The sequence below is a fragment of the Streptomyces sp. NPDC047525 genome, assembly GCF_040643025.1.
GTDB classification, from domain to species: domain Bacteria; phylum Actinomycetota; class Actinomycetes; order Streptomycetales; family Streptomycetaceae; genus Streptomyces; species Streptomyces durmitorensis.
Window position 1 is genome coordinate 40,170 of record NZ_JBEYTL010000009.1, and the last position, 10,465, is coordinate 50,634.

12 protein-coding genes and 1 pseudogene are annotated in these 10,465 nt (G+C 70.6%); 6 read left to right on the forward strand and 7 right to left on the reverse strand.

Annotated elements, in window-relative coordinates; genetic code table 11:
• Positions 1-52: 52 nt before the first annotated feature.
• Positions 53-670: a DUF4232 domain-containing protein gene (locus tag ABZ833_RS26265; RefSeq protein ID WP_361050954.1), complete on the forward strand. Its 618-nt coding sequence runs from the start codon at positions 53-55 to the stop codon at positions 668-670.
• 50 nt (positions 671-720) lie between these two features.
• On the opposite strand, the gene ABZ833_RS26270 is transcribed toward ABZ833_RS26265, so the two are convergent.
• Positions 721-1,026, reverse strand: a complete 306-nt coding sequence (locus tag ABZ833_RS26270; protein WP_361050957.1) for a hypothetical protein — start codon at positions 1,024-1,026, stop codon at positions 721-723.
• A 99-nt stretch (positions 1,027-1,125) separates the two neighbouring features.
• A complete protein-coding gene (locus ABZ833_RS26275; RefSeq protein ID WP_361050960.1) occupies positions 1,126-1,818 on the reverse strand; it encodes a helix-turn-helix domain-containing protein in 693 nt (230 codons plus the stop codon).
• Between the two features lie 149 nt (positions 1,819-1,967).
• On the opposite strand from ABZ833_RS26275, the gene ABZ833_RS26280 reads away from it, so the two are divergent.
• From ABZ833_RS26280 to ABZ833_RS26290, 3 genes are all read left to right on the forward strand, one after another.
• The gene (locus ABZ833_RS26280) at positions 1,968-2,810 is read left to right on the forward strand and encodes a patatin-like phospholipase family protein (RefSeq protein ID WP_361050963.1); all 843 of its coding nucleotides are present in this window, start codon (positions 1,968-1,970) and stop codon (positions 2,808-2,810) included.
• Positions 2,811-2,918: 108 nt separating this feature from the next.
• Entirely contained in the window at positions 2,919-3,284 is a 366-nt protein-coding gene (locus ABZ833_RS26285; RefSeq protein WP_361050966.1) for a PH domain-containing protein, read from the forward strand.
• A gap of 124 nt (positions 3,285-3,408) precedes the next feature.
• Positions 3,409-3,834, forward strand: a complete 426-nt coding sequence (locus tag ABZ833_RS26290) for a MarR family transcriptional regulator (protein ID WP_361051794.1) — start codon at positions 3,409-3,411, stop codon at positions 3,832-3,834.
• Positions 3,835-3,860: 26 nt separating this feature from the next.
• On the opposite strand, the gene ABZ833_RS26295 is transcribed toward ABZ833_RS26290, so the two are convergent.
• Both ABZ833_RS26295 and ABZ833_RS26300 read right to left on the reverse strand, forming a co-directional pair.
• Entirely contained in the window at positions 3,861-4,964 is a 1,104-nt protein-coding gene (locus tag ABZ833_RS26295; protein WP_361050969.1) for an FAD-dependent oxidoreductase, read from the reverse strand.
• Between the two features lie 123 nt (positions 4,965-5,087).
• Positions 5,088-5,483 (reverse strand): nuclear transport factor 2 family protein, encoded by a 396-nt coding sequence (locus ABZ833_RS26300; protein ID WP_361050972.1) that lies wholly within the window; start codon positions 5,481-5,483, stop codon positions 5,088-5,090.
• A gap of 202 nt (positions 5,484-5,685) precedes the next feature.
• Between ABZ833_RS26300 and ABZ833_RS26305 the strand changes: the two genes are divergently transcribed.
• Positions 5,686-6,645, forward strand: a complete 960-nt coding sequence (locus ABZ833_RS26305) for an SGNH/GDSL hydrolase family protein (protein WP_361050975.1) — start codon at positions 5,686-5,688, stop codon at positions 6,643-6,645.
• A gap of 3 nt (positions 6,646-6,648) precedes the next feature.
• On the opposite strand, the gene ABZ833_RS26310 is transcribed toward ABZ833_RS26305, so the two are convergent.
• The 3 genes from ABZ833_RS26310 to ABZ833_RS26320 are packed head-to-tail and all read right to left on the reverse strand — an operon-like array spanning position 6,649 to position 9,846.
• Entirely contained in the window at positions 6,649-8,697 is a 2,049-nt protein-coding gene (locus ABZ833_RS26310) for a hypothetical protein (RefSeq protein ID WP_361050978.1), read from the reverse strand.
• A 56-nt stretch (positions 8,698-8,753) separates the two neighbouring features.
• A complete protein-coding gene (locus ABZ833_RS26315; RefSeq protein ID WP_361050981.1) occupies positions 8,754-9,035 on the reverse strand; it encodes a DUF397 domain-containing protein in 282 nt (93 codons plus the stop codon).
• On the reverse strand, positions 8,995-9,846 hold the full coding sequence (locus ABZ833_RS26320; protein ID WP_361050983.1) for a helix-turn-helix transcriptional regulator: 852 nt from the start codon (positions 9,844-9,846) through the stop codon (positions 8,995-8,997). The genes ABZ833_RS26315 and ABZ833_RS26320 overlap by 41 nt, the downstream gene beginning before the upstream one ends.
• A 203-nt stretch (positions 9,847-10,049) precedes the next feature.
• Between ABZ833_RS26320 and ABZ833_RS26325 the strand changes: the two are divergent.
• Positions 10,050-10,445, forward strand: a pseudogene (locus ABZ833_RS26325) (hypothetical protein); the annotation flags it as partial.
• Positions 10,446-10,465 lie beyond the last annotated feature (20 nt).

The window sequence follows — 10,465 nt, forward strand, 5'->3', positions numbered from 1 at the left end:
AATAACGCACGCAGTGCCCAGCAGATCCGGCACCGACCGCAAGGAAGAAACAATGCGCGCCAAGAAGATCACCCTCGCCGCCCTGGTCCTCGCCGCAGGTCTCTCGCTCACCGCCTGCCAGGGGGACGAGGACTCCAACGCGAGCGGGACCGGCAGCGGAAAGGACTCCGGCTCCTCCTCTTCTTCCTCTTCCTCCACGGCCGGGGCCGCCGACGGCGGCGACGACTCGACCGCCGCCGAGGCCGGTGAGGGCAGCGGTGGCGGGCAGATCACCACCGGACCCTGCAAGACGGCGAACCTCGACTTCAGCACGGCGCACGGCATGGCCGAGGGCGACCTCATAGTCAGCCTCAAGAACAAGGGCGGCGACGCCTGCTCCCTCAAGGGCTTCCCCGGGGTCGACCTCAGGTCTCAGGACGCCTCCGGGCCCCTCAGCGCCGAGCGCAGCAAGCTCGCCGCCCCGGCCGTCGCCCTCAAGTCCGGCGAGACGACCCGCTTCACGCTCCACACCCCGCCGAACAACAGCGGCGGCAGCGGCGTGTACGTCAGCGCCATCGAGGTCACCCCGCCCAACGAGACCCACTCCAAGGCCCTGTCGACCGACCTCCGCCTCCCGGTCGGCGCCGACGGCGAGGTCATGGTGGACCCTGTCGGCACCGGCAAGCAGTAGCCCTCCGGGGGGCGAAAGCGTCAGAGCGGGTGTCGGCTTCCCGGTCCAGTTCACGCTTCGCGACAGGGTCCGGACCCGGAATCGGTCTCGCAGCGCACCGCATCGGCGACCGTTTCGCGGACCTCGGCCTTGGACGGCGTACGCCCAGTTCCCTCAAAGGTGCGCGAGAACAGCGGCTCGTCCCAGTCCCGGTTCGCCATGGCCGCGAGGCGGATGCCTTGGCGAATGATCTCGGCCTCGCTCATGCCCTTGCGCTTGGCGCCTCCTTGGTGATCGTCGGCCAGAGGGCTCGCGCCCCTCGTCACCGGCCTGCCGCCAGGCGTCGCACAGGGCTTGCGGGGTGCGGGGTCGGGCATTGGTTCTGGCTCCTGGTGCTCGCTCGAAGTCGGCCGAGCCGACGCTGCACAACCGCTCCGCCCGTTGCCTCGCCACGCCGTCCGGCGGGTCGCGCTGGCTCAGCCGGTGTTGCGCGGGGCGCGGTGTGGGCCCAATTCCTGTAGTACTTCGCCCAGTTCGGTGGCGGTCAGGGGCGTGCCCGGCAGTGGTTGTGTGGATGGTGTGGATGGTGAGGTGTGTAGGCCGTCGAGGAACAGGGTCAGGGGGCGGCGCCAGGCGTCGGGGGTGGTCGCCGTTGTCAGGGCCGGGATGGCTCGGCCCAGGGCCGCGAGGGCGAACAGGACGTCTTCCGTGGTGGCGTCGGCTCGCACCGTTCCCTGCTCGCGGCCCCTGCTCAGCAGGATCTCCATCGTCTCGCGGTTATGGGCGTGGACGGCCTGGAGCGCTTCGATGCCCTCCAGGTGGGTGGTCATGAGGTCGTTCGTGCCGCGGTCGGCGGCCAGGGTGACGAAGACCGCCCGCAGGTAGTCGTTCAGCGCCGCCCATGCGTCCGGCGCGGAGCGCGCCTGCTCGCCGACTGCCATCGTGCCCGTCAGCAGGTCGTGGAAGACAGCGTCGATGAGGGCCGCGCGGGTGGGGAAGTTCCGGTAGAGCGTCGCGTTCCCCACTCCCGCCCTGCGCGCGATCACGTCCAGCGGCGCCTCAAGGCCCTGCTCCGCGAACACCTCGCGGGCCGCCTCCACCAGGAGATCCCAGTTGCGTCGCGCGTCGCGCCTCCGCGGGGGCGTCGCACGGTGTGAATCGCCGGTCATCGTCAGCCTTCCTGCCGAGCAGCCGAGCGGCCTAGTGGCTTAGTGGCTTAGTGGCTTAGTGGCCAAGCGGGGAGCACTCCCCGGTGGGATGCTATCGTCGTCATTCGAAGTGGGGAGCATTCCCCACTTAGCCGGAGAGGGCGTGGCGCATGCGCGGGACAGCACTGGTGCTCGGTGGCGGCGGGCCCGTCGGCGGGGCATGGATGACCGGCGTGCTGGCCGGGCTCGCGGACGCCGGCATCGAGCCCGGCCGGGCCGACACCGTCATCGGCACCTCCGCGGGCGCGATATTCGGCTCCCGCCTCGCGAGCGGCGAACCGGCGCGCGAGCTGTACGAGCGCCAGCTCGCCGGCGAGGACCGGATCGACCTGAAGGTTTCCCTGCCCCAGACGCTCCGCTTCCTGTGGGCCGCGCTCGGCTCCCGGGACCCCGAGCGCTCCGTGCGGCGCCTGGGCCGCGCCGCCCTCGCCGCGCACACCGGGCCCGAGGCCGAGGTCGTCGACACCGTGCGGGGTCTGCTCCGCGGGGCGGTGGACTGGCCCCGGCGGACGGCGCTGCTGATCACCGCGGTCGACGCCTCGACCGGAAGCGTGGAGGCCTTCGACGCCGCGGGATCGGATCTCGCCCTCCTCGAAGCCGTGGCCGCCAGCTGCGCGGTGCCCCTGGTCTGGCCGCCGGTCACGCTCGCAGGCCGCCGCTGGATGGACGGCGGCAGCCGCTCCACCACCAACCTCCAGCTGGCCCGCGGATATCAGCGCGTCCTCGCCGTCTCCCCGATTCCGTCCGCCGTCGGACCCCACCCCAGTGCGCAGCGGCAGGCGGCCGAACTCGCCGCGGAGGGAGCCGACGTCACGCTCCTGACCCCGGATCCCGCCGCCCGTCGCGCCATGGGCCGCGACATGACCGCCAATGCCCGCCGTGCGGACGCCGCCCGCGCGGGGCACCGCCAGGCCACGGCGCTGGCGGACGTGGACACCATGGCCGCCCTCTGACGCCCCCTGACGCCCTCTCTCATCCGAACCGTCATCCGGACTGGCCTGGCGTTACAGTCGTAAGTTCCTGTGAGTTCTATTCAGTTCGAAAAAAATGGGGGGCCTCTCATGGCACTGTTCGGAAACGCGCACACGATCGATCCGATGACCGCGCAGCAGGACTACGCCCGCCTGCTCGGCCACGGTGAGCAGGTGCAGGCAGCGTTCCTGCTGATCCGCGACACCATGCTCTTCACCGACCGCCGCCTCGTCCTCGTCGACAAGCAGGGGATAACCGGCAAGAAGGTCGAGTACCACTCCGTTCCGTACCGCAGCATCACCCACTTCTCGGTGGAGACCGCCGGGCACTTCGACCTCGACGCCGAGCTCAAGATCTGGATCTCCGGCACCCCCGAGCCGATCGCGAAGACCTTCACCAAGGGTGTCGACATCTACGAGGTCCAGGCGATCCTCACGCAGTACGTGGCCCGCTAGCGAGTAGTTCCTGAGGCGCCAGTCAGTAGTTCGTGGCACGAATGTCCTGCCTTGCTCATTCCGCTCCTCCTCGCTGCCGTATTCTGGACGAATGCAGAATTCCGATGCCGGCGAGGAAGAGCGGATGGGCGTCGCCGTCGCGCTCGTGCGTTCCGCGTTCCTGGTGAACGCCGTGTACGCCGAGTCGGCCAGGGAGTTCGGACTGACCGCCCAGCAAGGGCAGTTGCTCTGCGTCCTGATGGGGCAGGCGTACGGCATGAGCGAGCTGGGCGCGGTGCTCGGGCTCGCGAAGTCCAGCCTCACCGGTCTGGTGGACCGCAGCGCCCAGCACGGCCTCGTGCGGCGCGAGCCCGACCCGCGCGACGGACGGGCCGTGCAGGTCGCGCTCACCGCCAAGGGCGACGCCCTCGTGAACGAGTTCTACGCGGCCACCTGCCGCCGGGTCGACGAGCTGCCGACCGGCTTCGGCGACACCGATCGCGCGCAGCTCGCGGAGCTGCTCAGCCGCGTGGTGCGGGACAACAAAGTGCCTGTCGTCTTTGGGGACTAGGCCCGCTCCCCCCTCAGTCATACGGCTCACGCCGTGCCGAACAGCTCCGCGAAGCGGCCCGTCAGCAAGTCCGTCCCCTTGTACTCGCTGACCGTCTCCGCCGGCAGCACCGTCGCCCCCTCGGGCGTCGCCAGCTGGCCTGTGCCGCCCTTCGGGCCCAGCGGGAGCAGGACCGAAGGCACGGGCGACGGACGGTAGACCGCGGCCGGGTGCTCGCCTCGCGCCTGGGCGGTGATGTTCTCCGCGACCACCTCCGCGTGCTTCATCGCGTTCCCCGCCATCTTGGCCTCGGCCAGGTCCGCGAGGTCGCCGAGCGCGTAAATGTGGCTGTGGCCCTGGACGTTGAGGTGCTCGGTCACGCGGATGCCCTGCGGGGTGCGGGCCGCGGCCAGGTCATCACCGAGGTAGTCGCCGCTGACGCGCACCCCGTAGCAGCGGAACCAGATGTCGGCCGTCACCTCCCCTCCGCCCTCCCTCGTGGTTCCCACCGTGAACGTCTTCGTCTCGCCCGGCTCCGTCGGCGGCTCCTCCGCCAGTGCCGTGCCCAGCCGTACGTCCACGCCCAACTCGTCCAGCTGGCGGTGCAGTTCATCGCGCACCTCGGGCAGGAAGCCCGGCATCAGGCGCTGGGCCGGGTCGACCACCGTCACGTGCTTCTGCGGCCAGACCGCCTTGATCTCACCGGCAAGTTCCAGGCCCACCGGACCTGCGCCCACCAGCAACACCCGCTCCGCACGGTCGAGTTCGCCGTGCGTCGTACGGAGTTTCTCCAGGGCCTCGCTGGTGACGTCCGTGTCCGTCTTCGCGGGGAAGGGATAGTCGGAGCCTGACGCCAGGACCACGTAGTCGGCGTCGATCCGCGCGCCCGAGGCCAGCGTGACGCCCCCGGCGTCCACCGATGCCGCCCGCTCGCGCACCACCCTGCCGTGCCGCAGCAGCTTGTCGTACGGGAAGAACATGTTGTGCGCCCAGTCCGGCCGCACCAGGGCCCGCAGGGCTCCCGCCGCGTGCACGAACGCGTCCTTGGGCTCGATGAGCACCACATCCGTCTCTTCGTCCAGGGCTTTCGCCACCGCGGAGCCCGCATAGCCTCCACCGATGACCGCGACGACAGCACGGGTACGCGTCATGACTCTCACTCCCAGCAATCCGAAGAACAAGAAGAAGAATGTAGTTCGCCCTACGAACCATATTAGTTCGTAGGGCGAACTTCAATCGCGGATCCGGGAATACGGCGGGACTCCGGGCCGACCTCAGGCCTGCGGCACCCGGTCCAGGAACCCGTGCACCGTGCGGATACGGCCGTCCTCCGCGAGCGCGATGACGTCGAAACCGGCGACCGGCGCGGAGCCGTCCGCGACCGACACCAGCTCCCACCCGAAGCGCGCGATGTCGTGGTGGCCGTCGACCGCACCGGTCCGCCGGAACTCGAAGCCCGGGAACTGCTCGTGGGCCCCGCCGATCACGGCGGCGATGGACGCGTGCCCGGAGACGTCGGCCAGCGGGTCCGTGTAGCTGCCGTCCTCGCTCCAGGCCGCGGCCACGGCCTTGGTCACGTCATCGGCGCCCTCGGCGTTCCACGCCTCGAAGTAGCGAGCGACAGCGGTCTCGTACGCGGAAGCGTCGTGTGAAGTGTCGTGTGCGGTCATGGCGTTCGGCCTCCTGCGGCTCGGTCGTCCGGATGGTCATCCAGGTGCTCTGTGCGATGACTTGAGCTTGCCGGGCGGCCGGGCGGGGGTCGATTACGTCCGGGGTAATGCGCGGCCGGAAGCGTCACCCCGTCTCTTCTCACGCGGGTGCGACTGTGCTTGCCTTGGGGACTATTTCGGTCGCCTGAAGGGGAGTTGGCGTATGCGCAAGCCGTGGGTGGGTGGCCTGTTGGCCGCTGTACTGCTCCTCGGGGCGTGCGGCGACCCCGGGTCCGGGGGTGCGTCGGACGACGCCCCGCAGACCCCCGACGTCACACGCGCCGCCGAGCCGCCGAAGGAGGAGGCCGAGCCCTCCGCCCCGCCACCCTCCTCGACCACCCGCCAACGCGCAGCCGACAAGCCCCGCGACCGCACCAGCACATCCCCCAAGGTCCTCTACCTCGGCGACTCCCTCGCCATGGAGAACCAGAACGTCCTCGGCGATCTCCTGCGCTCCGAGCTCGGCGCCCGCTACCGCAGCGCCCCCTACTCCGGCACCACCCTCTGCGACTACCTCGACGACACCGGCAAGGACTCCCTCGTCCCCGACAAGCACAAGGCCGCCGCGCTGGTGCGGGCCGAGCGGCCCGACTATGTGGTGCTCCAGTTCTGGGGCAACGCGTGGGGCTACACGCCGTGCATGGACGGCATCACGTACGACAAGGCGCGGCAGAAGTACTTCGACCGGTACGCGGCCGACGCCAAGGCGCTCGCCTCGCAGATCCACGAGGCCGCCGGGGGCGGGGCCGACAAGCCGCGCATCGTGTGGGTGCTCCAGGGGCCCGACCCGATCACTCCCGACCGCGTGCGCCGCGTCGACGCCATCTACGAGGCGCAGGCGCGAGCCTCCGGCGGGATCGTCGCCGACGCGGGCCGCGCGGTCAGCCCGGCGTCGGACCGGCACAAGTGGGTGGAGAAGCTGCCGTGCACGGCGTACGAGACGGAGAACCCCGCGTACTGCACCGAGCCCGGCCGCAGCCGCACCGCCCTGCACCGCGGCGACGACTACCTGCACTTCTGCCTCGCGCCCACCACGCCCAAGTCCCGCCCCTGCCCGACCCGTTCACCCGGTATCCGGCGCATCGCCGCGGAGATCACGCGGGCCGTGGCCAAGGCCGCCTAGCGCCTAGCGCCGGGCGTCGAAGCCCGGTCCGTCCACCACCGCCGACACCCGTGTCCGGCCGTCGTCGTCCCTGCACAGGACCAGGGCCGTCGCCGAGACCGGGTCGGCCAGCAGGTCGCGCGTTCCGGTGCAGGGGGTGCGGGCGACGGTCGTGGAACCCTTGGTCCTCAGGTCGATGCGGACGTCGGGCTCCGCCGGTGGCTCGGTCCGCTCCTGCCGGAACTCCAGGGCGGTGAGCAGCCCGGAGGCGCCGAGGGCCAGCACAGCATTGCGGTTCGCGTCCTGCTTCCAGGGGCCGCCCGAGCCATCGAGGGCCGCCACGCGGACACCGCGTTCGGGAACCTCCGAGTGGACCCTGTCCCTCTCCCGCAGCCCCCAGCCGACGCGGACGGCGTCGCCGACGGCCGTCGCGAACACGCCGTTGCGCAGCTCCACGGCCGGATGGAGCGGCGCCCGCGCGGCGGGCACACGCTCCCATTCCCTGCGGGCGACGGAGTCGGACGGGACGAACCGGCGCATGGCGTAGGTGCGCTTGAGGGACTTCCCCTTGCCGCACTGCCAGGTTCCCGCCACGTCGGCGCCGTACCCCCGCGCCCGGATCCACTCCACCTGGCCCGCTTCGCAGCCCTCCGGCCGCGTGACCTCGACGTCCGCCACCTCGAAGAGGAGGGGCAAGTCCGGTGTGCGGTAGTCGGGTTCACCCGGGGGATAGGCCGGATCCGGCCCGGAACCCGGGAGCGTCAGGAGGACGTTCCGCCATCCGCACCCCTCCACCAGGAGCGAACCGGAGTCGTCCCGCGACGCGTAATCGACGAGGTACGCGCATCCCTCCCCCGTACTCCCGCTCCGGGCAAGGAGCTCCGCGCCGTCCCGCCGCACGGCGACAACTCCCCCACCTGAACTGGCCAGATGAACCACGCTCGCGTCCGGCAGGGTCACCATCCTCGGCAGCGCGTCGGGCTGCCGGTAGGACGTGATGAAGCTCCATCCCTTCGGTCCCGGCATCGGCAGGACCGTCGCACCCCGTTCGCGTCCCGTGTACGAGTCGAGGCTGACCAGCATCGACCCGATCAGGACGAGCACCGAGCAGCCCTCGCTCACCGCCACCTGCACCAGTTCGGTCCGCTCGGAGGTACGGACGCCGAAGCTCCAGCGCCGGCTGCCGTCGCGCGCGTCACGTCCGGTGATCCGTGCGGTGCGGTCGCCCTCCTCAAGAACCACCAGCGTGCCGCGCTCGCGCCCTTCGTACGCGCACGTGCTGAGCGCGGCGGGCCCGTCGAAGCCGCGTTGCCAGGCGATCCGGCCCGGCCGTGCGGGCGCGCCCGGCCGGTATCCCGACGACTTCACCTCGTGGGATCCCTTGTGCAGCCGGGAAGCGGCCACGGGCTCCGACTCGGCGTAGTCGCCCCACCAAGGCCCCAGGGCCTCCGTCCGCGCGTCCCGGATCCGCTCGGCGCCCTCCACGGACCCCACGGAGAGCAGACCGCCCGCCAGGACCCCGGCCAGCACGCACGCCGTGCCACCGCGCAGCCTTCGCCGCAGGGCGCTGCCGTCCGCCGCCTCCGCGTACGCGTCCAGGTCCAGCCACGGCCGGTCCCGCCACGCCAGGAACAGCGCGGCCACGGCGACCACGGCCGCCGCGAGCGCGGTCGCGAGGGGTGCGGCCTCGGGCCAGGCCGTGAGCACGGCGTGCAGTTCGCGGTCCGTCGCGCCCCACCACCATTGGTTGGCGGCCTCGATCTCCTTGTCCTCGCGGCGACCCGCGGCGATCTCGTCCGCCCGGCTCCAGGTGAGGAAGAGCAGGGCTCCCGCGAGGGCGGCGGAACCTGCGGCGCCTGCGGCAAGGGCTGTTCCTCGTCGCCGCCCCACGCCGGGCACGAGTTGCGCGGCGACCAGCAAGGCCGCGGCGAGCAGCGGCAGTGCGCGCAGCCACCACGCCACCGTGCCGAACTCATCTCCCGTACGGCCCGACCACCACGGGTACGCGGCGGCGACGGCGAGCGTCACGGCCATCCCGAGGAGGAACACCCGCCAGAGCCGTGCCTCGCCCATCTCCCCACCCCCCAGGGGAGGTTAAGCGCGAATGCGGCATTCCGCCGCTGGCCGAATTACCTCAGGGTGCCGGTGGCTGCCGCCTGGACGAAGGTGGCGAAGGCGCGGGGCGTGGTGGTGAAGGCGGGGCCTTCGGGGTTCTTGCTGTCGCGGACCGCGATGGTCCCTTGGCGGGGGGCGGCGAACTCGATGCATTCGCCTCCGGTGTTGCCGCTGTACGTCGACTTGCGCCACGTTGTGCCGTCGAGGGGGGCGCACTCGATGCATTCGCCGCCGGTGCCGCCGCTGTAGGACGACTTACGCCACCGTGTGCCCCTCGGGCTCTGACTGGTCCCCATAACGCTCCTCCAGTACGCGGGCGATCAATGCCGCCGATGCCTCCACGGAGAGGGCCGCGGCCTGCAAGTGATCGTAACGGTGGGCGCAGTCCCTGGTGGTCTCTGGGTTAGCCAGAACATGGGCGGATCCGTAGCTCTCGGCATAGGTGATATCGGGCTCTCTATCAATCCGCAGAACAGTGAACGAACCAACCGTGGCGGGATGTTGGCCGACATCGAAGGGGAGGACCTGGATCCTTACCTCGCGGTGCTCCTGATACCCCAACAGGTGCTGGAGTTGGCTTCGCATGACCTCGCGACCACCGAACGGCCGGTACAGCACGGCCTCGTCGAGCACCACCCAAACCAACGGTGGGCGCTCACGGCTCAGGATGCGCTGGCGCTCCAACCTCGCGGCGACAGCCTCGTCTACCTTGTCCGCCCACCCTGCGTGGAGAACGGCGCGTGCATACTCCTGCGTCTGCAACAGGCCGTACACCAACTGGGTCTGGTAGGTGGAGATGCACGTGGCCCGCGCCTCAAGCTCCGCGTACTGCTGAAACCACGTAGGCAACTGGCTCCGCAACACCAGCCCCACCAACCGCGAAAACACCCCATCAGTCCCGAGCGCCGCATCCACCCGCTCGGAGAAGTCCCTCGTCGGCACCTTCTTCGCCGTCTCGATCTGGCCGATCAGTGACGCCGTACAGAAGATGCAGCTCCCCAGCTGCGCCTGCTTGAGCCCCGCCGATTCCCTCAGGCGCCGCAGCTCCGAGCCGTAGTAGTCCAGGGGCGATGCGCTGGGGTCGAGGTCACGGATGTTGTTCGGCACGCGAGGGCCACCCCCATTACCAACGCCGCACGGCGTACGGGCACTTCGTAGCCCAGCGTAACCAAGCGACTCCACCCGGGTGACGTGAATCACGTAACCCGCACCCGCAGCCCCCACCACCCGAATGGCCCCCGCCCGCTCGCCGACCGCCGCGGCCCGTCACAGGCTCGGAGTTCCTTGACAGAAAGAGGGGTGGCCCCAACATGGCCAGCAACACGAGCAGCCCGCGGGGCGAGAGCCCCTGGGCTTCCGGCGGAACGATGTTCGCGGGTGTCCTGATGCTGGTCTACGGCATCCTCGGCATCCTCGAAGGCATCGCGGGCATCGCGAAGGACGACGTCTACGCGCGCATCGGGGACTACGTCTACAAGTTCAACCTCACCACGTGGGGCTGGATCCACCTGATCCTGGGCATCCTGCTCCTCGTCACCGGCTACGGCATCCTCAAGGGCACGACCTGGGGCAAGGCGTGCGGTGTCGCCCTCGCCTCGATCGCCATCGTCGTGCACTTCCTGTGGCTGCCCTACCAGCCCATCTGGGCGCTGATCTCGATCGCGATCGGCATCTTCGTCGTCTGGGCGCTGTGCACGGACCACTCCGACCGGCACGCCGGTCACGG

Bases quoted from the DNA above. Each gene is read 5' to 3' on its own strand.
- ABZ833_RS26300 (WP_361050972.1), bottom strand. From the start codon at position 5,483: ATGACCGCACACGACACTTCACACGACGCTTCCGCGTACGAGACCGCT.
- ABZ833_RS26285 (WP_361050966.1), top strand. From the start codon at position 2,919: ATGGCACTGTTCGGAAACGCGCACACGATCGATCCGATGACCGCGCAG.
- ABZ833_RS26265 (WP_361050954.1), top strand. From the start codon at position 53: ATGCGCGCCAAGAAGATCACCCTCGCCGCCCTGGTCCTCGCCGCAGGT.
- ABZ833_RS26275 (WP_361050960.1), bottom strand. From the start codon at position 1,818: ATGACCGGCGATTCACACCGTGCGACGCCCCCGCGGAGGCGCGACGCG.
- ABZ833_RS26270 (WP_361050957.1), bottom strand. From the start codon at position 1,026: ATGCCCGACCCCGCACCCCGCAAGCCCTGTGCGACGCCTGGCGGCAGG.
- ABZ833_RS26290 (WP_361051794.1), top strand. From the start codon at position 3,409: ATGGGCGTCGCCGTCGCGCTCGTGCGTTCCGCGTTCCTGGTGAACGCC.
- ABZ833_RS26310 (WP_361050978.1), bottom strand. From the start codon at position 8,697: ATGGGCGAGGCACGGCTCTGGCGGGTGTTCCTCCTCGGGATGGCCGTG.
- ABZ833_RS26315 (WP_361050981.1), bottom strand. From the start codon at position 9,035: ATGGGGACCAGTCAGAGCCCGAGGGGCACACGGTGGCGTAAGTCGTCC.
- ABZ833_RS26295 (WP_361050969.1), bottom strand. From the start codon at position 4,964: ATGACGCGTACCCGTGCTGTCGTCGCGGTCATCGGTGGAGGCTATGCG.
- ABZ833_RS26280 (WP_361050963.1), top strand. From the start codon at position 1,968: ATGCGCGGGACAGCACTGGTGCTCGGTGGCGGCGGGCCCGTCGGCGGG.
- ABZ833_RS26305 (WP_361050975.1), top strand. From the start codon at position 5,686: ATGCGCAAGCCGTGGGTGGGTGGCCTGTTGGCCGCTGTACTGCTCCTC.